Raw genomic sequence first — 22,677 nt, 5'->3', positions numbered from 1 at the left:
GCGCCATGAATCTGCTGTCAGGTCAGTGGTGGCCGTGGGGACGCCTTCGCTGGCAAGCCAGCTCCTACCGGGGCGGCGTACCCGCGGGCGGGTGTTCTAGCGGCGGCGACGGGCCTCCAGGCGCTGGAACAGCAGCATGCCCGCGAGCATGGCCAGGACAAACACCCAGGCTTGCCAGTGGCCGCCCGGCAGCAGCACCAGGGCCGGTCCCGGGCAGATCCCGGCGATGCCCCAGCCGATGCCGAACAGCAGGCTGCCGCCGATCAGGCGTCGGTCGATATTGCGCTTGGTGGGGATCTGCATGGGCGCCCCGAGCGCTGAGCGCGAGCGGCCCATGGCCCAATGGAAGGGCCACCAGGCCAGCACAATGGCGCCGAGCATCACCAGCGCCAGGGACGGGTCCCAGTTGCCGGCCAGGTCGAGAAAGCCCAGGACCTTGGCCGGGTTGGCCATGCCCGCCAGCAGCAGGCCGATGCCGAACAGCAGGCCGGCAACAAATGCGCTGAGTTTTCTCATGGCTGCAGCCCCAGGCCGTGGCGCAACACCCAGACCGTGGCGAAGCCGCTGCCCATGAAGCACAAGGTGGCGATGATCGAGCGTGGCGACAGCCGGGAAATTCCGCACACCCCGTGGCCGCTGGTGCAGCCAGCGCCATAGCGGGTGCCGATGCCCACCAGCAGGCCGGCGCTGATCAGGCCGAACAGACCGCCCTGGAATTCGGCGGCGGGCAGGGCATGAAACAAGCCCCAGAGCAGCGGCGCCAGCAACAGCCCGAGGATGAATAGGGCCTTCTCGCCCCAACCTTCGCTGCCGGGTTGCAGCAGGCTGCCAAGCAGGCCGCTGATGCCGGCGATGCGTCCGTTGGCGACAATCAACAGCCCGGCGGCGAGGCCGATCAATGCGCCTCCGGCCAGGGCCGACCACGGTGTGAAATGCAGATAATCCAAAAGCATATCGAGTTCCCTGTAGGAGCCGGCTGGCCGGCGAAAGGGCCTGTCCTGGCGCCGTGAGTATTGCGTCGGATAGCGGCGTCGGCGAGGACGCCTTCGCTGGCAAGCCAGCTCCTACGCGGTGTATGGGTTCAACGGGACAACCAGCCCAGGGCCCCACCCGCCAGCAGCAGCGCCGCCAGCAGGCCGGTGATGGCGAACAGTTGCTGCAGGCGCGGGCCGGCCAGATGACTGGCCACCTGCCGGCCCAGCACCAGGCCCACCACCGCGCCCAGGGCAAAGGGCGCGCCCACCGCCCAGTGCATCACCCCGCTGAGGCTGGCGGTGATCACGCTGCCCAGGGACACCAGGGCAATCACCGCCAATGAGGTGGCGACGATGCTCTTGCTGTCCAGGTTGGTGTAGCGGCTCAGGGCCGGGATGATCACGAAGCCGCCGCCCACGCCGAGCAGCCCGGACAACAGCCCGGAGAACATGCCGGTGACGGTCAGGGCGCGGGCGCAGGGCAGGGTCCAGCGCAGCCGGCCCTGGGCCGGGTTGAGCACGCAGGGCAGGAACGCCGGACGCGGCGCCGCCCGGCCCTGTTTCAATTCCAGGCTGGCCTTGCGCAGGATGCGCCCGCAGGCATACAGCAGCACCAGGGAAAACAGCAGGGCCAGGGGCAGGTTGGGCAGGCGGTGAGCCAGCCACAGCCCCAGCGGCGCCATGAGGATGCCGATGCTGGCGACGAACCCCGCCGCGCGGTAGCGCACGATGCCTTGGCGCAGGCCCAGTACCGCGCCAACGCTGGCCGCCAGGCCCACCGCCAGCAGGCCTATGGGAGCGGCCTCGACCATGCTCAAGCCCAGGCCGAACACCAGCAGTGGCACCGCGAGGATGCCGCCGCCGGCGCCGGTCAAGGCCAGGATCGCGCCGATCAGCGCACCCAGCCCGGCACCCAACAGACTGTGTTCGTTCATGCTTTGCGGGTGTCCGTGGCCAGGGTCGGTTGCGCCAGCCATTCATGGCCCTTGAGCATGCCGCGCCAGTACAGCGGCGGCAGAATCCGCTCCTTCAGCCACCAGGCGCGACGGGTCGGCTGGCGACCGTCCAGCAGCCAGCGCGGAAAGCTCGGCGCCAGCTTGCCGCCGTAGGTGAATTCGGCGAGGACGATCTTGCCCCGCTCCACGGTCAGCGGGCAGGAGCCATAGCCGTCGTACTCGGCCAGCCGGGTCAGGCGCCTGAGGGCCACCAGCACGTTGTTGGCCACCACTGGGGCTTGCTTGCGCGCCGCCGCGGCGGTCTTGGCGTTGCTGGTGTTGGTGGCATCGCCCAGGCCGTGAATGTTGACAAAACGCTTGTGACGCAGGCTGTGGGGATCGACATCGACCCAGCCGGCCACGTCGGCAAGCGGGCTGCTGCGGATAAAGTCCGGGGCGCATTGCGGTGGCACCACGTGCAGCAGGTCGAAGGTGCGCTCCAGGGTTTGCTGGCTGCCGTCGGCCAGGGTGCGGACGAAGGTCGCGCGCTGGTCCGGGCCGTTCACCGCCACCAGGTTGTGGCCGAAATCCAGGTCAATGCCGTACTTCTTCACGTACTCCATCAGCGCCGGCACATAGTCGGCCACGCCGAACAGCACCCCACCGGCGTTCAGGAAGCGCGGCTTGATCTGTCCCAGGCGGCCGTTACGCAGCCAGTGGTCGCAAGACAGGTACATCGCCTTCTGCGGCGCCCCGGCGCACTTGATCGGCATCGGCGGCTGGCTGAACAACGCCTCGCCCTGTTGCAGCCGCTGCACCTGTTGCCAGGTGTAGGGCGCCAGGTCGTAGCGGTAGTTGGAGGTCACGCCGTGGTTGCCCAGGGCCTCGGGCAGGCCGTCGATGGCCGCCCAGTCAAGCTTGAGCCCGGGGCAGACGATCAGTTGGTCGTAGGCCAGCACCTGGCCGTTGTCCAGTACCAGGGCGTTGTGTTGCGGCTCGAACTGGCTGACCGCGTGCTGGATCCATTTCACGCCCTGGGGAATCAGTTCGGCCATGGTCCGTTCGGTGGACGCGGCGCTGAATACCCCGGCGCCCACCAGGGTCCAGCCAGGTTGGTAGTAGTGCTGCCGGGCGGGGTCGATGATCGCCACGTCCAGGTGCGGATCGCGGGACATGAGGCTGGCGGCAACGGCAATGCCGGCGGCACCGCCACCGACGATCAGCACCTGATGGCTGCCGTCGACGGCGCGCAGGGCCGGGTTGAAGGGACGCATGGCAAGTTCTCCGTGTGGAGTCAGTAATGGTTATAAGGTGTTCAGGGGAATCTTCAGGTAGCTCACGCCGTTGTCTTCGGGCTCGGGGAAGTGCCCGCTGCGCATGTTGACCTGCACCGAAGGCAGGATCAGCACCGGCATGTCCAGGGTCGCGTCGCGGGCTTCGCGCATCTTCACGAAGCTGTCTTCGTCGATGCCCTGGTGGATGTGGATGTTGTTGGCGCGCTGCTCGGCGACGGTGGTCATGTATTGCAGTTCGCGGCCGTTGGGCAGGTAGTCGTGGCACATGAACAGCCGGGTCTGCGGGGGCAGGGAAAGGATCTTGCCGATCGAGCGGTACAGGGTCCGCGCATCGGCCCCGGGGAAGTCGCAGCGGGCGGTGCCGTAGTCGGGCATGAACAGGGTATCGCCGACAAAGGCCACGCACTCGTCGCCCACTTGCACCAGGTAGGTCATGCAGGCCGGGGTGTGCCCCGGGGTATGCAGGGCCCGGGCGCTGAGGCCGCCAATGGCGAACTCGGCGCCGTCTTCCAGCAGCACGTCGAACTGGCTGCCGTCACGGGCAAAGGTCGGGGCCTCGTTGAACAGCGCGCCAAAGACTTTCTGCACCCGGGTGATCTGATTGCCGATGGCCACCTGGGCGCCCAATTTTTCCTTGAGGTAGGCCGCGGCGGACAGGTGATCGGCGTGCACGTGGGTTTCCAGGATCCAGTCGACCCGGGCATCCAGTTCCTGGACCCGGGCGATCAGGCGGTCGGCGGATTCGGTGCGGGTGCGGCCGGATTTCGGGTCGTAGTCCAGCACGCTGTCGATCAGCGCGCAGCGGCGGCTGGCCTGGTCCATCACCAGATAGCTGATGGTCCAGGTCTGACTGTCGAAAAAGGCTTCTACACGCAGCGTGTCGCTGATGATCATGGGGCACTCCAGGCAATGAAGGTGAGGGCAGTCTGCGCTGACGCTCGTTCCTTGGACTGTCAATAAGCGTGCCAACCTCGAACACCGGGATTGGTCACCTGTTCATTGAAGTAGAAGGCCGCGGAGGCTGTCATCAGGGGTTTTTCGCCGTGACTGCCAACGCCAGTTGGCAGTGATATGGCAGCTTGTGGCAGAAAATGGCAGAAAGCCGCGGCGTGCTTTAAGCTGCCGCCACTGTCCCGGAGTTGCCCATGTCCCTGATCGCCACCGACCTTGCCCAGCCGCCGATGGCGGCCCTGGTGTCCTACCTCGAACACGACCCGCAACCGACCATCGTGCTCGACACTGACTACAACATCATTGCCGCCAACACCGCCTACCAGCGTCAGTTCGGCGTGGCCGGCAAGCCCCATGTGGGCGCCAAGTGCTATCGCGTGTCCCACCAGTTCGCCGTGCCCTGTGATCAGGCCGGCGAGCATTGCCCGATGCGCAAGGCCCACGACAGCCGGGTGCCGGAGCGCATGCTGCACATCCATCACACGCCTCGCGGCCCGGAACACGTGGATGTGGAACTGCGGCCGATCATCGGCGAGGCGGGAACCGTGGTGGCCTATGTCGAGCGCCTGAGTTCGGTGGCGGTGGCTTCGGTACAGCCCCAGCAGAAGGGCCTGGTAGGGCGCTCGCCAGCGTTCAACGAGGCCTTGAGCGCCTTGCAGCGGGCGGCTCCGGCGCCGATTCCGGTGCTGCTGCAGGGCGAGTCCGGCACCGGCAAGGAATTGTTCGCCCGCGCCCTGCACGATGGCAGCCCCCGGGCCAGCGGCCCGCTGGTGGTGGTGGACTGCACCGGGCTCACCGAAAGCCTGCTGGAAAGCGAATTGTTCGGCTACGAGAAGGGCGCCTTTACCGGCGCCCTGCAACGCAAGATCGGCCTGGCGGAAGCGGCCCATGGCGGCACCCTGTTTCTTGACGAGATCGGTGAAGTGCCCCTGGCCATGCAGGTCAAGCTGCTGCGGCTGATCGAGTCCGGCAGCTTTCGCCCGGTGGGCAGCCTGCGCACCGTGCACTCGGATTTCCGCCTGGTGTCCGCGACCCACAAGCCGCTCAAGGAGATGGTCGCCGCCGGCAGCTTTCGCCAGGACCTGTACTACCGCATCAGCGCCTTTCCGATCCGCCTGCCGGCCCTGCGCGAACGCAGCGACGACCTGCCGCTGCTGATCGACAGCCTGTTGCGCCGCCTCGATCCCGGGGTGGTGCCGCGAGTCGATCCCCAGGCCCTGGAACAGCTGCGGCTGTACACCTACCCGGGCAATATCCGCGAGTTGCGCAACATCCTCGAACGGGCCCGCTTGTTCAGCGATGACGGGGTGATCCGCCTGCAGGACCTGCCGGCGGAATTGCGCAGTCCCCAGGCTCCGGCCCCGGTGACCCGGCGCCGGGCCGGCAAGGACCTGGAACAACTGGCCCATGCCCTGGAAGTCTTCGACGGCTCGCGCAGCGAACTGGCCAAGGCCCTGGGCCTGAGCGAGCGCACGCTGTACCGGCGCCTCAAGGCCCTGGGCCTGTAGTCGCAAGGCGAGTGGCCGCAGCCGGGCTCAAGCCCGGGCCGGTGGCTGGGCGAGCGGCAGGTCGCAGGCCATCACCCACATGCCGATCTGTTCCAGGTCGGTGCTGAAGGGCACTTCACCGATCTGCCGCAGCCCGGCGCTTTCATAAAAGCGCCGGGCGCCGCTGTTGCTCTTGAGCACGTCCAGCCACAGGCAGGACTCCCCGGCGGCGCTGGCCCGCTGCAACACCTGCTCCAGCAGGCGCCGGCCGTGGCCCTGGCCGGCCTGGGACTTGAGCAGGTAGATCTTCTGCAGCTCGGCCCCGCAGCGCTCGCTGCCCGGAACCGGCCGCGCCCAGTTGAGCTTGGCGAAGCCGATGGGCTGCTGCTGCGGGTCCAGGGCCAGCAGCCACAGGTGCCGGTCGCGGGCGGCCAGGGACGCTTGCAGGTGGGCGCTGGAGAAATCCTGATCGAGAAACTGCTGCATGCCGGCCGCGCTCCAGATCGAAGCGAAGTGCTCGCGGTAGGTGGCGCAACCTATGGCCTTGAGCGCCTGGATATCGCGGCTGTCGGCTTCACGGATGGTGATCATGCTTCACTCCTGATGAATGGGCTGAACCGGGCGCAGCAGCTTACCGCCTGCTGCCTGAGCGCTCCAGCGCGCCCAGGGCACGATGGCCAACGAGCGTGGTCGTAGCTTCATCGTCCTTTTTCCGGAGATGCCATGAGCCAGGCCGTACTTGCCACCGAAACCAATCGCCGCCGGTTGCAGCAGATCATCGCCGGTCTGTCCGACGGGGTGATCCTGATCGAAACCGACCAGGCCCGCAGCCTGCTCTGGGCCAACGAGGCGGCGCTGGCCATGCATGGGGTGAGCGAGGTCGGCGAGCTGGGGGCCAATGTCCGCGAGTATGCCCGGCGCTATGCCTTGCGCTACCGCAACAATCACCCCCTGGCCCTGGACGCTTATCCGATCAATCGGGTGGCCGCCGGCGAAACCTTCAGTGACGTGGTGGTTGACGTCCAGGCCGAGATCGATGGCGAGCCCCGGCATTGGGTGCACCGGGTGCGCAGCATGATCCTCACCGATCGCAGCGGCGCCGCGGAATCCCTGGTGCTGATCCTCAGCGATGCCACCGACTGGGCCAGCGCCGAGCAGCGCTTCGAGAAGACCTTCAATGCCAACCCGGCGCCGGCGGTGATCTGCCGCCTCAGCGACCTGCGCTACATCAAGGTCAACCAGGGCTTTTTGGAAATGACCGGCTATGCCCGCGACCAGGTGATCGGCCGTTCGGTGTACGAGCTGGATGTGCTGGAAGACGCCGAGCGCAAGGACCTGGCCATCGAGCGCCTGGGCCAGGGCGCGACCATCCCGCAGATGCAGGCCGAGCTGCGCCTGCCGGACGGCGGCAGCAAGCTGGTGATCGTCGCCGGCCAGCCCCTGGACATCAATGACGAGGGTTGCATGCTGTTTTCCTTCATGGACCTGGAGCCACGGCGCAAGATCGAGATTGCCCTGCGTCAGAGCGAGGAGCGCTTTGCCAAGTCGTTTCGCCTGAGCCCGGTGCCGACCCTGGTGTGCAGCGCCGAGCAGCAGATCGTCGACGTCAACGAGGCCTTTCTCAATACCTGCGGCTACAGCAGCGAAGAACTGCTGGGCAAGAAGGTCGGCGCCATCGGGTTCATCGCCGAAGCCGCGGCGGCCAGCCAATTGTTCAGTCAACTGGAGAAGGCCGGCAACGTCGATGGCCTGGACCTCAAGGTGCGCCAGAAGAACGCCGGGCTGATCGATTGCGTGGCCTACGCTGACACCGTGCTCATCCAGGACAGCCCCTGTTACCTGCTGGTGCTGATGGACATCACTGAGCGCAAACGGTCGGAACTGGAACTGGTGAGCGCCATCGAGGAGGTGATGCGCGACGCTTCCTGGTTCAGCCAGACCCTGATCGAGAGGCTGGCCAACGTCAGGCAGCCCAAGGCCCCGGACGGCCCCGGGGTGTCCTCGGCCGACCTGACCGCCCGCGAGCGCGACGTGCTCGGGCTGATCTACCAGGGGCTGGCGGACAAGGAGATTGCCGCGCGCCTGCAATTGGCCCCCAACACCGTGCGCAACCATGTCGCCACCCTGTATTCCAAACTCGGCGTGCACAGCCGCGGCGAGGCCATCGTCTGGGCCCGGGAGCGTGGGTTGTTTGTCGGTACGGCCGGTAGCCGGAGACGTTGAGCCGGTGCAAATGCACCAGGGCAACCCGTGCAAATGCGCCTTCTGGGTATGGCGGCGGTTTTTTACCCTGTGATCTGCCACGGCTCCGCTCCGAGAGTCCGTGGCACCTCTCAATCACAGTACAAGGACAGCCCGCATGGGTGATGAACAGAACAAGGGCAGCGTGACCGGCCAGGCGCCGGCGGTGCTGACCCAGGCACAATGGCGCGCCTGTATCGAACAACGCCTGGCGCCAATGGCCTGCAGTTTCAGCCATGCCGGCGACGGCACCCTGACCCTGCGGGTGTTCGAGCCCGACAGCGGCCGGGTCGATCTGGTGGTCAGCGGGCTGCGCATCAAGTCCCTGCAAAGCGAGGCCGAGGTATTGCGGCTGATCGACGAACTGCTCTACGAGCTCGGCAGCAACTCCCTCAGGCAACCCGACCTTTCCTCCTGAGCCGGCCCCGGCCTTCAGCCTTCGCTGATCAGGCTCGGCCGGCAATCCAGGCTCAGGCGCGCTCCGCCCCGTTCACTGCTGCCCACTTCGAGCTTGAAGCCGTGCAGGCTGACAATCGCCGCAACGATCGACAGGCCCAGGCCGAAACCGCCCTGGGCGTTGCTTTCGTCGACCCGGTAGAAGCGCCGGAACACCGCCGCCCGTTCCGCCGGGGGAATGCCGGGGCCTGAGTCCAGCACCTCCAGGCGCGGGCTGCCGCCGTCGTCGAGGCCGCGCAGTATCACTTCGCCGCCGGGCGGGGTGAACTTGATCGAGTTGCTCAGCAGGTTGGCCAGGGCCTCGAACAGCAGGGCGCGGTCGCCGGTCAGCCGGGGCAGGCTTGGCGGCACGTCGAGCAGCAGGGTCAGGCGGCCTTCTTCGGCCAGGGGCAGGTAGAAGTCGTACAGCTCCTGAAGCAGCGGCAGTGGATCGAGTTCGAGGAAGCCCGAACGCCGTTGCCGGTCCTCCAGTTCGGAGATGCGCAGCAAGCCGCGAAAGCGCGCCATCAGTGTATCGGCCTCGGCCAGCAACTGGTCCATCTGCAGGGCCTGGGGCGAACCTTCCTCGGCCTGTTGCTGCAGGCGGTAGAGCTGGGCACGCAGGCGGGTCAGCGGGGTACGCAGGTCGTGGGCGATGTTGTCGCACACGCCCTTGACCTCATGCATCAGCCGCTCGATGCGTTCGAGCATGGCGTTGACGATGGCCGCCAGCATGTCCAGTTCGTCGCGCCGGTTCGACAGCGGCAGGCGCCGGGTCAGGTCGCCGGCGACTATGGCGTCGGCGCTGGCCTGGATCTGGCGGATGCGCCGCAACGGCCGGCGGCGCAACAGGTGCCAGCCGGCGACGCCGGGAATGATGGTCAGGGAGATGCCCCAGAGCAGCGCGTGGAGGATGATCCGGGTCACCGCGAACAGCGAGCCGTTGTCGCGCACCAGCACTAGCCAGCGGCCGTCGCGGGTATGGGTGGCCACCGCGTCGCAGCTGTCCCGGGGCAGGCTCGGGTCGTCGGAGTCGATGCAGTTCTTCAGCTCGTGGATCTGGCCGTCCAGGGGCAGGTCGTCGGGGATCTGCCGGATCGGCCCGCTCAAGGGCCGGCGCTGTTCGTCGAACAGGCCGTAGGCGTCGATGGCGCGCATGTCGAAGGTCATGCTGGTGGCCAGGGCCTCTACCAGTTGCTCGCCCTCGAAGCGCGCGAACAGGTGCTGGCGTTGCATCAGCGAGTGCTTGGCCAGGCTGTCCAGGTAGGTGGACACCTCGTAGTACAGCACTCCCATGAGGATGCAGCTCCAGGCCACGAACAGCGTGCTGTACAGCGCCAGCAGGCGGCTGCTGGAGGAGCGCCAGCCCTTAGAGGGGTTCGGCAATGACATAACCCGAGCCTCGCACGGTACGGATCAACGGGGTCATGCCAGGCGGGTCGATCTTCTTGCGCAGGCGGCCGATGTGCACGTCGATCAGGTTGGTCCCCGGGTCGAAGTGATAGCCCCAGACCTCTTCGAAGATCATCATCCGTGAGAGGATCTGCCCGGTGTTGCGCATGAGGAATTCCAGCAGCTTGTATTCGGTGGGCAGCAGGCTCAGCAACTGGTCGGCGCGGGTCGCCTCGCGGCTGATCAGGTTCAGTTCCAGGTCGGCCACCCGCAGGCTGGTGGCGAAATCCTTGACCGTGTTCTTGCGCCGCAGCAGCACCTCGACCCGGGCCGCCATCTCGTCGGAGGCGAAGGGCTTGGTCAGGTAGTCGTCGCCGCCGGCGCGCAGGCCGCGCACCCGTTCATCGACATCGGAGAGGGCGCTGATCATCAGGATCGGCGTCGACACGCCAATGGTGCGCAGGGTGGTGACGATCGCCAGGCCGTCCAGCTCCGGCAGCATGCGGTCCAGGGTGATCAGGTCGTAGTCGCCGCTCACGGCGCGCACCAGGCCTTCGCGGCCGTTGTCCACCCAGTCCACGTCGAGGCCGTGGCTGCTCAGTTCGGCGACGATCTCCCGGGCCGTCACGGCGTCGTCTTCGATGGTCAGAATGCGGGTCATAGGCGTTACCTGCTTGGCGGTTCGTGACACAGGCGGGCATTTTGCCAAGAAACCGTGGGCGAGATTCTAAATAAACTTTCATCTGGCTTGTCGTGATGCCGACGCCGCCCGAGTCAGGGGCGCTGAAGCTTGATATCATCCGGCCACTTTTTTGCCAGGAGGCGTCACCATGAGTGCCCTGACTCGGGTCGGCTGGAAGCCCTTTGTCGCGGTCTGCCTGATGCTGCTATGCAGCGCGGCGGCCCAGGCGGCCAATCAACCCTGTTCCGGAAAGAAAGGCGGCATCGCCCGCTGCGATGGCGAGTTGTTCCTGTGCAATGACGGCTCCATCAGCGCCTCGAAGAAAAACTGCGCGCTGATGTTCGGCCAACCACCTTCCACGCCAAGGGTCCAGCCGCTGCTGCGCGATGCCGAGGGCTGCGCCTGTGGCAGCGGCAGTTTCTGCACCGGGCCCCGGGGCGGGGTGTATTGCCTGACCCCCAGTGGCAACAAGAGCTACAAGCGCCGTTGAAGTGCATGAGGTTGAAGGGTGACTAAGAAAATATCGTTGTGGAAACGCCTGGGGCTGTTGCTGCTGGTGAGCCTGGTGCTCAACAGCCTGGTGCAGATGCTGATTGACCTGCCGTTGGTCATCAGCATGTTCGGAGCAAACACGCCCTATGGCTGGCACCTGCTGCTGAGGATGCTGCTGAAGATTGCCATGCTGACCCCGGTCACCGCGCTGATTCCCGGGTTGCTGATGCTTTTCGGCCGGGGCTTCACGGCCTGGGCCAGCTTGCCGATGTGCATCCTGCTGTTGCTCCTGGGGCTGGCGCCCATCCAGCTGGGGACCTTTCTGATCGGCTACTGGATCTGCGCCGTCCTGGCACGCCTGGGCTGGCTCAAGGCCCGGGACTTCTACTACTACCTGCGCGCCAACGGCTAGGTCACGGCGCACGCCTGGGCCCCGGGCAGGGGCCGAGCCCTGTACGAACCGCAGTCGGCCGCGCGCCGCCTGCGGTTTTTTTGTTTCACGATGACTCCAGCCCGGTAGTTCGCTGGACTGCGACGTAGCCCGATACAGCAGGTTTATCAATAGCTTACGCGCTTCCATCATATGCCGGTGCTTTCTGAAACTTGACCCGGTTCTCCCTCGCGCCGCTCCTATCTGGCTCCTGGAATCCGGGTCGTTCCAAGGAGTCATCATGGCAAAGATCAAGCTCACCAAGACCGCCGTAGAGTCGGCGCAACCCCAGGCGAAGGACATCGAACTACGGGATACCGTCGTGCCCGGCTTCCTTTGCAAGATTACCTCGACGGGACGCCGGGTGTTCATGCTCCAGTACCGCACGAACTCTGGCCAGCCCCGCAAGCCCTCGCTGGGACTCTACGGGGAGCTAACCGTCGAACAGGCGCGGGTCAAAGCGCAGGACTGGCTGGCCGAGGTTCGCCGGGGTGGTGATCCCGGCGGTGCCAAGGCCGAGGCGCGCAAGGCGCCCACGATGGCCGAGTTGTGCAAAAAGTTCATGGAGGACTACTCCAAGAAGCGCAACAAGGTCAGCACGCAGGACGGCTACCAGGGCGTCATCGACCGCAACATCATCCCGCTGCTGGGCCGCAAGAAGGTGCATGACGTGAAGCGGCCCGACATTGCGGGGCTCATGGAAAAGCTGGCCTACAAGCCGACCGAGGCCAACAAGACCTTCGGCGTGCTGCGCAAGATGTTCAACTTGGCCGAAGTCTGGGGCTTCCGCCCGGACGGCACGAATCCGTGCCGCCACGTCCCGATGTACCCGCCGGGCAAGGAAACCCGGCTCATCGTGGACGAGGAAATGGTGCGGATCTTCCGCCAGTTGGAGAAACTGGAGGCGGAGGGGCTGGAGAACTACGTCATCCCGTTGGCGATCCGGCTGCAATTCGAGTTTGCGGCGCGGCGCTCCGAAATCTGCCCGCTCGAATGGAGCTGGCTGGACTTCGAGAACCGGCGCGTGGTGTGGCCCGACAGCAAGGTTGGCGGCATTTCCAAGCCCATGAGCGAGGAAGCCTATCGGCTGCTTTCGACGGCGCCGCGTCTGGAAGGCTGCCCTTACGTCCTGCCGTCGCCGAACGACCCGGCCAAGCACCTGACCTTTGGCGAGCACTATGGCGGCTGGTGCCGGACGCTCAAGGCCGCCAGCGTGCCGCACGTAGGCACGCACGGCATCCGTCATCGCTCGACCACCGACATTGCCAATTCCGGTGTGCCGACCAAAGTGGGAATGAAGCTGACGGGCCACAAGACCGTGGCGATGTTCATGCACTACGTCCACACCGAGGACAAGCCGGTGCGCGAGGCGGCCGAGCTGGTGGCCAGCCGCCGCCAAGCCATCACGGGCGCGCGGCAGCTTGCGGAGGCGGTGGCATGAACGGGCGCCGGCCATCAGCAGCATCGCTCGCAGCGCCCGCGGCGCTGCTGGGCGACATTCGGGCACTGATCGAGGCGGCGCGCTTGCGCGCCGCCTCGACGGTGAATAGCGAGCTTACGATGCTCTACTGGCGCATCGGCCAACGCATCCACACGCAGGTCTTGGACAGGCGCCGGGGCGCCTACGGCAAGGAAGTTCTGCCCACCTTGGCTGCGCAGTTGGTGGAGGAGTACGGCAGCAGCTTTGCAGAGCAGAACTTGCGCCGCATGGTGCAGTTCGCCGCCACCTTCCCCGACGAGCGAATTCTCGTATCACTGATACGAGAATTGAGCTGGACGCACTTCATCGCCCTGATGCCGCTGAAAGACCCGCTCCAGCGGGACTACTACGCACAGATGGCCAGCACCCAACGCTGGAGCGTGCGGACGCTGCGCGAGCGTATCGACTCGATGCTGTACGAGCGCACGGCGCTTTCCCAAAAGCCGGAAGAAACCATAGCGCAGGAGTTGGCGACCCTGCGCGATGCGCAGCGCATGTCGCCGGCCCTGGTCATGCGCGACCCGTACATCCTCGACTTCCTGGGCCTGCGGGACACTTGGCAGGAAGGCGACTTGGAAGCGGCGATCATCCGTGAAATGGAGTCCTTCCTGCTGGAGCTGGGCGCGGGCTTCTCATTCGTCGCCCGGCAGAAGCGCATTCCGATCGACGACGAGGATTTCCACCTTGACCTTCTGTTCTACAACCGCAAGCTGCGGCGGCTGGTTGCGGTGGAGTTGAAGGTAGGTGACTTCAAGGCGGCCTACAAAGGGCAGATGGAGCTTTACCTTCGGTGGCTAGACAAGCACGAACGGGAGCCGGAGGAAGCCTCGCCGCTCGGGATCATCCTTTGCACCGGCAAGAAGCGCGAGCAGATCGAATTGCTGGAGCTGGACAAGTCCGGCATCCACGTTGCCGAGTATCTGACCGCCTTGCCGCCGAGGGGCGTGCTGGTGGAGCGGCTGCAACAGGCAACGCAACGGGCGCAGTTGCAAATCGAGCAGCGCAAGACGGACAACGAGTAGTCCTGTCCCAAGCAGTCGGGCGTCCCGGCGTGCCGCCGTCGCGCTGTCGTGCTGCGCATCGAGCTTCGCTGCGCGAGTCTCGCCCCTGTCGGGCTTCCATCACTGACGCCTCCGTCCCGGCTCGTTGATCCGGGCCTGCGCGCTCCGCTTGCCAAAAATCGACTCTGTGCAGTGGGCGGGTGTGGGCGGTCTTGCTGTTCCCTTCACCGTATCACGGCGTTCTCGCCGTCAAGGGCGGCGCGCGCCATGCGCGCTTGCGTCCTGGCGGCCGTCTGCGACCCCTGACTGCTTGCGCTGCGCAGTGCTGCCGCCGGTTCCGGGCAATTCCGCCCGAGCAACCGGAGCACGATCATGTCGCAACTGTCCTTTCCCTCGTTCGATTCCTGTCTGCTGGTGCGCGACGCGCACGGGCGCTATCTACCGGCATCGGCCGACGACATTCTGGAAGCTGCGCGCCAGGTCATTGACCGGAAAATGCGGCGCGGAGCAGAGTTCACTTCGCCGGCGGCGGTCAAGGAATACTTGCGTACAAAGTTGGCCAGCTTCGAGCATGAGGTGTTCGTAGTGCTGTTCATGGATACGCGCCATCGTCTGATCGAATACAGGGAGATGTTCCACGGCACTATTGACGGTGCGTCGGTGTATCCGCGCGAAGTGGTCAAGGAGGCGCTGCGGCTCAATGCGGCGGCGGTCGTCGTTTCGCACAACCATCCGAGCGGAAACCCCGAGCCGAGCGCGGCTGACCGGGCGCTGACCCAGCGGCTCAAGGAAGCGTTGGGTCTGGTGGACGTGCGCGTGCTCGATCACATCATCGTTGCGGGCAACGAAACGGCATCGTTCGCCGAGCATGGGCTGATCTAGCCCAAGGGGCTTCGGCCCCTTTTTGCTGCGCCTGGTGGCATAGCTATGGCCCTCGCGGCCTGATGCTCAGGCCGTCGCAACCTGAATCATCTCGTCGTAATGTTTCTTGTCCACCTCTTCCAGCCACTGGAAGATGTTCCCGATGACGCTGTGGCTTTCGCCTGCCAAGTTTTCTGCGGATTCCTCTGTTATCTCAATAACGTCGCTATGTGAATACTTATTGATAAAGCGGTAGATTTTTTCTTTAAGCTCTGGTGTCGTGATGGTGCAATCTTTTAGGCCAGCCTCCATCAATTGACTAATGTCGCTTCGACGCCTTGGATATTTGAAGGTGAAAAACGATTCAACAAGCTTTCGGGCGAGGTTGGCGGTCAAGAACGCCTCATCTCGATTGAGTGTTGTGTGCGCCCTATATTCGTAGAGCTTCTTGAAGATATAGTGGTACTCGGAACCGTAGTTCTTGAGTGAGTCGTCGGCATCCACAAGTAGGGAGTGACGAGGGGAGCCAGGTGGCGCATCCAGGCGATAAAAGAAGCAATTCTCGGCGTTGCCTTTTTTGACTCGATTCCTATTGGTGCCAGTGAACCAGTCTCTCACTAGCTTAAAGTAAGTGAAGTTGTGAGTCAGCACAAAAAGTTGCTTGGCTTCAGTGCATTGCGTTCTCAAAAACGAGTAGGCGTGAAACAAGTGATTAGAATCAAAGCTTGAGACCGGATCGTCAACGACGACGATCGTATCCTTGATGTTATTTCCATTTTCTTTGAGCTTCGTGATGAAATAGACAAATGCAATCGCAGTTTTCTCACCTTCGCTCAAATTCCCATCGTGCTCACCAACCCCGTTTCTGATGATCTCATAGCCTTTCTTCTTCTGATTGAAGTTCAGGCAAAGCTCAGAGCGGCCAATGAAGCGATGCAGGATGTCATTGAACTCCTTTGCCCCGACCGTTTCATTCGAGAGCGCCGCTTCTATGGCTCCGACCTCTAGCCCGGATTTCTCATGAGGCCGGCAGGCGTGGCCGGTGAAGCCTCGGTGTATCAACAACCTGCCTTCCACCGCTAAAAATTGATCGTTTTTTATTCAATTCCCGCGTATGGGGCGCACTGCCCCCTTTCCCCCATTGAGCCGGGCCGGGGGCGCCCGCCTGTTCAGGTCGGCTTGAGGCGGGCAACCAGCCCCGCAAAGAGTTCCTGATGCGGATAGGCCTCGCTGATCAGCACGCGGATGCGCCGGCTGTTGCGAATGATCACCGCACCGATCTTGAGCAGTTTCAAGCGCAGGTTATGGATGCTCATGCGCGCCAATGCGGTGCCCTGGAGATGATCGCGTAGCCGTTCGAACAGCACATAGGCAAAGGCCGACAGCATCAGCCGCCACTGGTTGGTCCACCAGCGTGGGCTGGAGGTGCGGTCGGCGAACAGATCCAACTGTTGGTCCTTGATCCGATTCTCCATGTCGCCACGGCCGCAGTAGTCTTCGTAGTACTGCTGGGCAGCATCCTCGGCAAAGCGGGACACGACGATGAAGCGTGGATTGGCACCCTGCTCGCCATGTTCCAGGCGCGACACGACCAGGCGGCGCCTACGCCAACTACCGGCCTGATAGAGGAAGCGATACACGCCGGACATCTTCTGCCCGGTTTCTTGGTAGGCCTCGGCGACAGCTTGCATGGCCGGCGCCGCCATCCGCTGCAGGCGGGTGTTGCGGGCCAGACCCACCACATAATCCACCTGCTTGCGGTCACACCAGTCGAGCATGCGATGTCGGCAAAAACCGCCGTCACCGCGGAACACGATGCGGGTCTCTGGCCAGAAGCGGCGAATGAACTTGACCAGCAGTGCCAGGATGGCCCAACTGTGTCGGGCGCCATCGATGTTGCTCGGGCGCAAATAGCTCACCAGCAGATGGCGACCACAGAACACATAGAGCGGCAGGAAGCAGTAATGGTCGTAATAGCCATGGAAGAAGCGCCCTTCCTGATCACCATGCACCGGCACATCGGTCGCATCGAAGTCGAGCACGATCTCAGCCGGCGCCTGGTCATGCTGGGCGATGAAGTGCTCCCACAGCAGGCGATGGGCTTGCACCACCGTTTCGCGATCGGCTTGCTGTTCCAGGCGCCCCAGAGTGGATTTGCCGGCCAGCGGTTGCAGGCGGTTGACCGCAGTCTGCAGCGCGTAGTCATGGCGCAGGCCGTCATGATCGTTGAGATCCTCGTAGCCGGCGGCCAGTGCATAGATACGCTGGGCGAGCAGTGTCTGCAGTCCATGCTGGACACGCCCAGGATCACGCCGATCGGGAACGATTTTGGCCAGGCGGCGGGTCAAGCCATGTTGCCGGTCGACCTCGCGCAGCAGCAACAAGCCCGCATCCGAGGTGATGTGACCACCGGTGAAAGAGGCCTCGACGAGGCGGCGAGAGAGGGGTGAAAAGTGGAGTTTTTCTGGTAGCATTTTGTGCGCGGCTGAAGACTTATGGGGCTTTGTTTGGCGACAAGAATCATAAGGCTTTCAGCCGTTTTTGTTTATGCGGTCATGAGAAATCCGGGCTAGACTAATTTTTTCAATTTCCTTATGGTCGTTCTTTGCTTCTGACTCAAGGTCATTGCACTTCTTCTCACTTCCAGCATAGTCAAACTCTTGCACCTCAGCCGCAGCAAAGTGAAGCTCCAGTGCCACCTTGCTTTTTGAGGTCTCAGATTTGAAATTTGAAGTCTTATTGTTGTGCTTTCCAACGAGAGCAACAATCGATTTCAGGATGTCATTGAAATTGGTGACATCGTCTTCAACCACATCCGAGATCTGAATGTCTGTCTTCCCAGGGTCTGTGATCTTGGCCTTCAGGGCTTCCCGCCAGGCGTCGATTTGCTGGTCGATCTTTTCAGCAGCAGTTGCGTAGTCCTTTTGAAGCTTCTCTGCCTCGGCCGATAGTTCTTTATAAAACTCGGTCGATGCGGGAAACTGATTAGCTGGAGCGCCTTGAGATTCAATCCATGTCGCCGCGTTCTGAAGTCGGCTCTGAAACTCCGTGAACTCCTTGCTGAAGTGGGCAGCAAGCGCCTCGGCACGAAGCTGGGCGAACGGAGAGCCGCAGAACTCGCAGGATTGCGAGTCGTGGTTTTTATGGATTTCCAAGCCTGCTTGAACCCATTCGCGGATTTCCGGGTTATCGGTCAGCCGCTGGATTGCTTGATTGACCGCCGTAGTCCCAATCAAATCTCTGATGCGGCCCGCCGCTTTCTTAAAGTAGTCCGGCTCAATGGCCGTTGAGGCGAAAGCAATGCTTGGAAGCTGATCTGGCTTGGCGGCATTCGTAAGGTCGATAACCCTCTCATCTGGAAGAACCGACTCCGCCTTGATAATTGTCTCGCCGTTATTCTGTATGAAGTTGAAGAGCTTGCGGCGGTCGTAATTCAAGTAATAACTGTCGCTCGTATCAATCGCCTGAAGTCCAAGCTTCATTTTCTTGGCAGCATTGGTCAGGAACTTCTCTAATGCCTCACGCTGCTTCTTGATATCGCTTTGCTTGTCGTCGTGAGCCTTCTTTTTCGACTGAAGCTCGCTCTTCAGCTTCTCCAGCTTCTGCAAGTCATCAATCTTCTCTTTCGCAATAAGAAGGATGCTCTTTACGGATTTGTCCCAATCAATGTTCTCATGCACGAAGCGTTGATTGAAAACATGAATATTCAATTGGGATGAGTGGAGTGTGGATTCCGTGATCGTTGAGCCATCCTCCAGAACTACTGAAAATTGGCCCGTGCTGAAGCGGGGAACCATCGAGCGAAGCTCAAAGCAAGAGAATAGATTCGATAACGTTGACTTGCCTGTTCCATTCCAACCATAGACCAGGTTGTACCGGCCGAACTTTTGGATCTTCGTTCCATTGAAGTCGCTGAAGATTCCGAACTGTTTGAGGCGGTTGATGCAGACAATCATCTCTATATCTCCGTGTTCTTGCTTTCCCATCATTTGCTTGCGAAACAAATGGTAAACGAAGAGTCCTCTTGCGTCTCCGCTTCGCGGATCGCGCTGCTCCAGGTTCGCTAGTCGCTCATCCCTGGCGGGACTGGCTTCGCCAGCCTTCCGCATCGCTGACGCCTACGGCCCGGCTTCCAGCTTCGGGCCTGCGCGCTTCGCTTGCGTGCGGTCAGCACAAAGGGATGGCCGTTGCCTTGTCCAGCCGTCTCCCCTGACTTCATCACCTTACCCGCGACCGTAGCCCGCGACCGTGTGCCGTCAAGGCGCGCAGGGCCGTGTCCTCGGCTGCGCCTGCGGGCCGCACCAACCCTGCGCTTGGCTCCTTGACGGCCCCCGTCCGCGCGCTCCTTTGGGCGCGGGCGATGAACTCAGGAAAGACGGTGGCAACAGGGCCAACCGGGTTCCTCGTGCCGACCGCACCAAACAGCCGAAAGGCTGGGCTCCGAATCTAGAAATCCGGTGTGCGGTGTGAACAGCAAACCTCTTTTGTCAGGAGAAAGACCATGCAACTCGCATCCCGTTTCGCTTTCCGCTCCCCCTCGCTGCGCAGCGATTACCCGCTGTCCGACGACCAGATTCACCGCGTGGCCCCGTCCATCTTCGCGGATGCCCCGCACGAGAGCCGTTCGCAGCGGTACGCCTATATCCCCACCGCCGCCGTGCTGACCGAGCTTCGCAAAGAAGGCTTCCAGCCTTTCATGGTGACGCAAACCCGCGTGCGCGACGAAGGCAAGCGCGAGCACACCAAACACATGATTCGCTTGCGCCATGCCAGCCAGATCAACGGCGCGGAGGCCAACGAAATCGTGCTGCTGAACTCGCACGACGGCACCAGCAGCTATCAGATGCTGGCCGGAATGTTCCGGTTCGTGTGCAGCAATGGCCTTGTCTGCGGCAACACCGTGGCCGATGTGCGAGTGCCCCATAAAGGCGACGTGGCCGGTCTGGTCATTGAGGGGGCTTACGAAGTCTTGAGCGGTTTCGATCGGGTGAAGGAATCGCGCGATGCCATGCGCGGCATCACCTTGGACGATGGCGAATCCGAAGTGTTCGCCCGCGCCGCGCTCGCCCTCAAGTACGACGACCCCGACAAGCCCGCGCCCATCACGGAATCGCAAATCCTGATGCCGCGCCGCTTCGACGACCGCCGCCCCGACCTGTGGAGCGTGTTCAACCGCACCCAAGAAAACCTGACCCAAGGCGGGCTGCGTGGCCGCAGCGCCAACGGGCGCCGACAGCAAACCCGCCCGGTGCAGGGCATCGACCAAAACATCCGACTAAATCGCGCCCTCTGGCTGCTGGCCGATGGCATGCGCCAGTTGAAAGCCTGAATCCCCACGCGGCAGGGGCAGGCAGCAGCCCTTGTCGCTTTCTTCGCTGCTGCATCCCTGAACCGATAGGAGTTATCACCATGAACGCCGTTACCCAAACCGAAGCCCGCGCCATCAACACCGCCGCCGCTATCCCGCTGGAAGCCGCTGATCCGACCAAGAACCTGATTCTGGTTCCGCTGTCGCGGCTGGTGTCGCGTCCCACTGGCCGCAACGTGCGCAAGACCCCGCGCATGTCCATTCCCGAACTCGCCGCCAGCATCCAGCGTGTCGGCCTGCTGCAAAACCTCATCGTGATTGCCGCCGCCGATGGCGAGCATTACGAGGTCGTGGCCGGTGACCGTCGCCTCGCAGCGTTGAAGCTGCTGGCGAAAAAGCACCGCATTAGCAAGGAATGGGAGGTGCCTTGCCTGCTGGTGGCCGATGGCACCGCCCGCACGGCCAGCCTCACCGAGAACGTGCAGCGCGAAGCCATGCACCCCGCCGACCAGTTCGAGGCGTTCGCCGCGCTCGTGGCCGAAGGCCGCAGCATCGAGGACATTGCAGCGGATTTCAGCGTCACGCCGCTGGTGGTGCAGCGCCGTCTGAAACTCGCCAACGTGTCGCCGCGCCTGCTGGCCGACTACCGGGCCGAGGCCGTGAGCCTTGACCAGTTGATGGCCCTCGCCATCACCGACGACCATGCTGCGCAGGAAGCCGCGTTCTACGATGCGCCCACATGGCAGCGCGGCCCGCACAACCTGCGCGACCGCCTGACCGAACGCGAAATCGACGCCTACCGGCATCCGCTGGTGCGCTTTGTCGGGCTGGACGGCTACGAGCAGGAAGGCGGTGGCATCCGCCGCGACCTGTTCGCGGAGGGCGACAAAGGCGTGTATCTGACCGATGCCGCACTGCTGGAACGGCTGGCGCAGGACAAGCTGGCAGGTATCGCCGCCAAGGTGCAGGCCGAGGGCTGGGCGTGGGTGGATGCCACGCCGGGCATGACCCATGCCGATCTGCAAGCCTTCCAGCGTGCGCCAAGGGAACGCCGCAGTCCGAACAAGCGCGACGCGCAGCGCATCGAGAAGCTGCAAACCAAGCTGCACGAACTGGCCGAGGCGGTGGATGCCGCGCTGGACGACGAGGACGAGGAAAAGGCCGATGCCTTGCAGGAAGAAGGCGAACGCCTGGGCGAGCAGTTGCAGGCGCTGGAAGATGGCTTGCTGGACTATGCGGCCAACGTGAAGGCCGCAGCCGGTGCCATTGTCACCATCGACCGCGACGGGCAGGCCGCGATTCATCGCGGGCTGCTGCGCGAAGCGGAGGCCAAGGCACTGCGCACGCTGGAGCGGCTGCGGCAGGGTTTCGGCAGCGAAGGCGAAGCCGCGAACGAGGACGCAGGCGAGGACGACGAGCAGCCCAAGACCGCCGCCATGTCTGACCGACTGGCGCAGCGGTTGAGCGCGCACCGTACCGCTGCGCTGCAAATCGAAGTTGCACGGCATCCGCAAGCAGCGCTGGCCGCCGTGGTGCATGGCATGGTGCAGACCGTCTTGCAGGAAAGGCACTACGGGCACGACCTGCCGCTGGGTGTGCGCCTCACGGTGCAAGACCGGCTGGAAGGCATGGCCCCGGACTGGCCGGAATCACCCGCCGCCGTGGCGCTGCGCGAACTGCAACAGGTGGCAGGCGAAACCTTGCCGGAGGACAGCGCCGAACTGTTCGCCGCGCTGCTGGCGAAATCACAGGATGAACTGGTGCGGCTGTTGGCCGTGTGCTTAGCTTCCACGGTGGACGTGGTGACGCCTCGCGCCACGCCGCACCAGCCCGGCGCGGAACTGGCGCAGGCCGTGGGGCTGGATATGGCCGCGTGGTGGCAGCCCACCAATGAGGGTTACTTCCGGCATGTGCCGAAGGCCGCGATTCTGGAAGCCGTTGGCGGGTTCGCGCCCTCGCACGTCACCCGACTGGCGAAGTTGAAGAAGGGCGACATTGCCAGCGAAGCCGAACGGCTGGCCGCTGGCACCGGCTGGATGCCCGCCATCTTCCGCTCCGAAGGCCCGCAGCAGACCGGGCAGGACGCGCCGGCGGATGGCGAAGCCGAAGCACAGGAAGAAGTGGCCGCCGTGGCGGATGACCAGCCGCAGGCCGAGGCTTTGGCCGCGTGACTTCGCACCGTAGATAGCGCCCCGGTTCCGGCCGGGGCGCTTCATGTTGAGGATGCCTGCCATGACCCACCAACCCGCAAACCGCCCCCGCATAGCTGCGACCTATGCCTCCGGCACGGTGCGCGCCCGCCGCTGGCACGGCGACGGCGACGTGCGCGGCTACCGTCCGCCGCGTGGCTGGACGGCCCGCGCCGACCTGACCGATCTGCATCCCCTCACGGGCCGCGCCTTGCCGCGCGCCGTGTGGTGGATCATCGAAACCAAGGAATAACGAGCCGCACCGGCCCCAAGCCGTGCCGCCTTGGGGCCGGTGGTCGAAAACTCCGGGCGCGGCGGTGGCCGCGCCCGGTTTCACTGCTCAAAGCCAAAACGCCCCATCGCCGCCTTCGGACAGGCGGCGATGGGGCCACGCACAAGGGCGCTCGTGCGCGAAATCCACGAAGCCAGCAAGTGTGGCGGCGCATCGCGCCGCCAACGATTCGACCGAGCCCCGCCGCAATGGGCGGGGCTGGTGTGGCTACGCCCCGGCTTGCTGCGGCAGG

22 protein-coding genes are annotated in these 22,677 nt (G+C 63.9%); 11 read left to right on the top strand and 11 right to left on the bottom strand.

Annotated features, from left to right (window positions below):
* Nucleotides 1-96: 96 nt before the first annotated feature.
* The 5 genes from BLV47_RS16985 to BLV47_RS16965 form a co-directional block, all read right to left on the bottom strand.
* Entirely contained in the window at nt 97-516 is a 420-nt protein-coding gene (locus BLV47_RS16985; protein WP_092315401.1) for a DUF6691 family protein, read from the bottom strand.
* Nucleotides 513-953: a YeeE/YedE family protein gene (locus tag BLV47_RS16980; protein WP_092315399.1), complete on the bottom strand. Its 441-nt coding sequence runs from the start codon at nt 951-953 to the stop codon at nt 513-515. The genes BLV47_RS16985 and BLV47_RS16980 overlap by 4 nt, the downstream gene beginning before the upstream one ends.
* A 128-nt stretch (nt 954-1,081) precedes the next feature.
* On the bottom strand, nt 1,082-1,909 hold the full coding sequence (locus tag BLV47_RS16975) for a sulfite exporter TauE/SafE family protein (protein ID WP_092315397.1): 828 nt from the start codon (nt 1,907-1,909) through the stop codon (nt 1,082-1,084).
* Complete coding sequence (locus BLV47_RS16970) at nt 1,906-3,183, bottom strand: NAD(P)/FAD-dependent oxidoreductase (RefSeq protein WP_092315395.1); 1,278 nt, start codon at nt 3,181-3,183, stop codon at nt 1,906-1,908. Before BLV47_RS16970 ends, BLV47_RS16975 begins: the two co-directional genes overlap by 4 nt.
* A gap of 30 nt (nt 3,184-3,213) precedes the next feature.
* Nucleotides 3,214-4,098, bottom strand: a complete 885-nt coding sequence (locus tag BLV47_RS16965; RefSeq protein ID WP_092315393.1) for an MBL fold metallo-hydrolase — start codon at nt 4,096-4,098, stop codon at nt 3,214-3,216.
* 251 nt (nt 4,099-4,349) lie between these two features.
* Between BLV47_RS16965 and BLV47_RS16960 the strand changes: the two genes are divergently transcribed.
* A complete protein-coding gene (locus BLV47_RS16960; RefSeq protein ID WP_092315391.1) occupies nt 4,350-5,663 on the top strand; it encodes a sigma-54 interaction domain-containing protein in 1,314 nt (437 codons plus the stop codon).
* Between the two features lie 27 nt (nt 5,664-5,690).
* Here the strand turns inward: BLV47_RS16960 and BLV47_RS16955 are convergent, their stop codons facing one another.
* Nucleotides 5,691-6,233 carry a GNAT family N-acetyltransferase gene (locus BLV47_RS16955; protein ID WP_092315389.1) on the bottom strand — a complete coding sequence of 181 codons (543 nt, stop codon included), beginning with the start codon at nt 6,231-6,233 and terminating at the stop codon, nt 5,691-5,693.
* A gap of 132 nt (nt 6,234-6,365) precedes the next feature.
* Between BLV47_RS16955 and BLV47_RS16950 the strand changes: the two genes are divergently transcribed.
* Nucleotides 6,366-7,865, top strand: a complete 1,500-nt coding sequence (locus tag BLV47_RS16950; RefSeq protein ID WP_092315387.1) for a helix-turn-helix transcriptional regulator — start codon at nt 6,366-6,368, stop codon at nt 7,863-7,865.
* Between the two features lie 136 nt (nt 7,866-8,001).
* Nucleotides 8,002-8,301 carry a DUF1652 domain-containing protein gene (locus BLV47_RS16945; protein ID WP_092315385.1) on the top strand — a complete coding sequence of 100 codons (300 nt, stop codon included), beginning with the start codon at nt 8,002-8,004 and terminating at the stop codon, nt 8,299-8,301.
* Between the two features lie 14 nt (nt 8,302-8,315).
* Here the strand turns inward: BLV47_RS16945 and BLV47_RS16940 are convergent, their stop codons facing one another.
* Together BLV47_RS16940 and BLV47_RS16935 are read right to left on the bottom strand one after the other, a co-directional pair.
* A complete protein-coding gene (locus BLV47_RS16940; RefSeq protein WP_092315383.1) occupies nt 8,316-9,710 on the bottom strand; it encodes a sensor histidine kinase in 1,395 nt (464 codons plus the stop codon).
* Nucleotides 9,688-10,371, bottom strand: coding sequence for a response regulator transcription factor (locus BLV47_RS16935; RefSeq protein WP_060838882.1), 684 nt, complete (start codon nt 10,369-10,371; stop codon nt 9,688-9,690). Before BLV47_RS16935 ends, BLV47_RS16940 begins: the two co-directional genes overlap by 23 nt.
* A 169-nt stretch (nt 10,372-10,540) precedes the next feature.
* Between BLV47_RS16935 and BLV47_RS16930 the strand changes: the two genes are divergently transcribed.
* The 5 genes from BLV47_RS16930 to radC all read left to right on the top strand — a co-directional run bounded on the left by BLV47_RS16930 (nt 10,541) and on the right by radC (nt 14,677).
* Nucleotides 10,541-10,882, top strand: a complete 342-nt coding sequence (locus BLV47_RS16930; protein WP_092315381.1) for a YdcA family protein — start codon at nt 10,541-10,543, stop codon at nt 10,880-10,882.
* An 18-nt stretch (nt 10,883-10,900) separates the two neighbouring features.
* Nucleotides 10,901-11,296, top strand: a complete 396-nt coding sequence (locus BLV47_RS16925; protein ID WP_143038282.1) for a hypothetical protein — start codon at nt 10,901-10,903, stop codon at nt 11,294-11,296.
* Nucleotides 11,297-11,555: 259 nt separating this feature from the next.
* Nucleotides 11,556-12,755, top strand: coding sequence for a tyrosine-type recombinase/integrase (locus BLV47_RS16920; protein ID WP_001062689.1), 1,200 nt, complete (start codon nt 11,556-11,558; stop codon nt 12,753-12,755).
* Entirely contained in the window at nt 12,752-13,816 is a 1,065-nt protein-coding gene (locus BLV47_RS16915; RefSeq protein WP_003092331.1) for a PDDEXK nuclease domain-containing protein, read from the top strand. The genes BLV47_RS16920 and BLV47_RS16915 overlap by 4 nt, the downstream gene beginning before the upstream one ends.
* Before the next feature lie 351 nt (nt 13,817-14,167).
* Nucleotides 14,168-14,677, top strand: a complete 510-nt coding sequence (radC, locus tag BLV47_RS16910; RefSeq protein ID WP_003092330.1) for a RadC family protein — start codon at nt 14,168-14,170, stop codon at nt 14,675-14,677.
* Nucleotides 14,678-14,743: 66 nt separating this feature from the next.
* Here the strand turns inward: radC and BLV47_RS16905 are convergent, their stop codons facing one another.
* From BLV47_RS16905 to BLV47_RS16895, 3 genes are all read right to left on the bottom strand, one after another.
* Complete coding sequence (locus tag BLV47_RS16905; protein ID WP_244168894.1) at nt 14,744-15,733, bottom strand: AAA family ATPase; 990 nt, start codon at nt 15,731-15,733, stop codon at nt 14,744-14,746.
* 92 nt (nt 15,734-15,825) lie between these two features.
* Nucleotides 15,826-17,130, bottom strand: a complete 1,305-nt coding sequence (locus tag BLV47_RS16900; RefSeq protein ID WP_010793081.1) for an IS1380-like element ISPa33 family transposase — start codon at nt 17,128-17,130, stop codon at nt 15,826-15,828.
* 57 nt (nt 17,131-17,187) lie between these two features.
* Nucleotides 17,188-18,642 (bottom strand): AAA family ATPase, encoded by a 1,455-nt coding sequence (locus BLV47_RS16895; protein WP_244168893.1) that lies wholly within the window; start codon nt 18,640-18,642, stop codon nt 17,188-17,190.
* A gap of 515 nt (nt 18,643-19,157) precedes the next feature.
* On the opposite strand from BLV47_RS16895, the gene BLV47_RS16890 reads away from it, so the two are divergent.
* From BLV47_RS16890 to BLV47_RS16880, 3 genes are all read left to right on the top strand, one after another.
* Nucleotides 19,158-19,985: a DUF932 domain-containing protein gene (locus tag BLV47_RS16890; protein WP_003092327.1), complete on the top strand. Its 828-nt coding sequence runs from the start codon at nt 19,158-19,160 to the stop codon at nt 19,983-19,985.
* A gap of 80 nt (nt 19,986-20,065) precedes the next feature.
* On the top strand, nt 20,066-22,135 hold the full coding sequence (locus BLV47_RS16885; protein WP_000994919.1) for a ParB/RepB/Spo0J family partition protein: 2,070 nt from the start codon (nt 20,066-20,068) through the stop codon (nt 22,133-22,135).
* Nucleotides 22,136-22,196: 61 nt separating this feature from the next.
* Complete coding sequence (locus BLV47_RS16880) at nt 22,197-22,406, top strand: hypothetical protein (protein WP_022580212.1); 210 nt, start codon at nt 22,197-22,199, stop codon at nt 22,404-22,406.
* The last annotated feature ends 271 nt before the right edge of the window (nt 22,407-22,677 follow it).

It is taken from the genome of Pseudomonas saponiphila (genome assembly GCF_900105185.1).
Lineage (GTDB): Bacteria > Pseudomonadota > Gammaproteobacteria > Pseudomonadales > Pseudomonadaceae > Aquipseudomonas > Aquipseudomonas saponiphila.
This window is presented reverse-complemented; position numbering and strand designations above follow the sequence as displayed.

Coding starts and splice junctions, on each gene's coding strand:
- BLV47_RS16985 (WP_092315401.1), bottom strand. CDS start 516: ATGAGAAAACTCAGCGCATTTGTTGCCGGCCTGCTGTTCGGCATCGGC.
- BLV47_RS16980 (WP_092315399.1), bottom strand. CDS start 953: ATGCTTTTGGATTATCTGCATTTCACACCGTGGTCGGCCCTGGCCGGA.
- BLV47_RS16975 (WP_092315397.1), bottom strand. CDS start 1,909: ATGAACGAACACAGTCTGTTGGGTGCCGGGCTGGGTGCGCTGATCGGC.
- BLV47_RS16970 (WP_092315395.1), bottom strand. CDS start 3,183: ATGCGTCCCTTCAACCCGGCCCTGCGCGCCGTCGACGGCAGCCATCAG.
- BLV47_RS16965 (WP_092315393.1), bottom strand. CDS start 4,098: ATGATCATCAGCGACACGCTGCGTGTAGAAGCCTTTTTCGACAGTCAG.
- BLV47_RS16960 (WP_092315391.1), top strand. CDS start 4,350: ATGTCCCTGATCGCCACCGACCTTGCCCAGCCGCCGATGGCGGCCCTG.
- BLV47_RS16955 (WP_092315389.1), bottom strand. CDS start 6,233: ATGATCACCATCCGTGAAGCCGACAGCCGCGATATCCAGGCGCTCAAG.
- BLV47_RS16950 (WP_092315387.1), top strand. CDS start 6,366: ATGAGCCAGGCCGTACTTGCCACCGAAACCAATCGCCGCCGGTTGCAG.
- BLV47_RS16945 (WP_092315385.1), top strand. CDS start 8,002: ATGGGTGATGAACAGAACAAGGGCAGCGTGACCGGCCAGGCGCCGGCG.
- BLV47_RS16940 (WP_092315383.1), bottom strand. CDS start 9,710: ATGTCATTGCCGAACCCCTCTAAGGGCTGGCGCTCCTCCAGCAGCCGC.
- BLV47_RS16935 (WP_060838882.1), bottom strand. CDS start 10,371: ATGACCCGCATTCTGACCATCGAAGACGACGCCGTGACGGCCCGGGAG.
- BLV47_RS16930 (WP_092315381.1), top strand. CDS start 10,541: ATGAGTGCCCTGACTCGGGTCGGCTGGAAGCCCTTTGTCGCGGTCTGC.
- BLV47_RS16920 (WP_001062689.1), top strand. CDS start 11,556: ATGGCAAAGATCAAGCTCACCAAGACCGCCGTAGAGTCGGCGCAACCC.
- BLV47_RS16915 (WP_003092331.1), top strand. CDS start 12,752: ATGAACGGGCGCCGGCCATCAGCAGCATCGCTCGCAGCGCCCGCGGCG.
- radC (WP_003092330.1), top strand. CDS start 14,168: ATGTCGCAACTGTCCTTTCCCTCGTTCGATTCCTGTCTGCTGGTGCGC.
- BLV47_RS16900 (WP_010793081.1), bottom strand. CDS start 17,130: ATGCTACCAGAAAAACTCCACTTTTCACCCCTCTCTCGCCGCCTCGTC.
- BLV47_RS16895 (WP_244168893.1), bottom strand. CDS start 18,642: ATGGGAAAGCAAGAACACGGAGATATAGAGATGATTGTCTGCATCAAC.
- BLV47_RS16890 (WP_003092327.1), top strand. CDS start 19,158: ATGCAACTCGCATCCCGTTTCGCTTTCCGCTCCCCCTCGCTGCGCAGC.
- BLV47_RS16885 (WP_000994919.1), top strand. CDS start 20,066: ATGAACGCCGTTACCCAAACCGAAGCCCGCGCCATCAACACCGCCGCC.
- BLV47_RS16880 (WP_022580212.1), top strand. CDS start 22,197: ATGACCCACCAACCCGCAAACCGCCCCCGCATAGCTGCGACCTATGCC.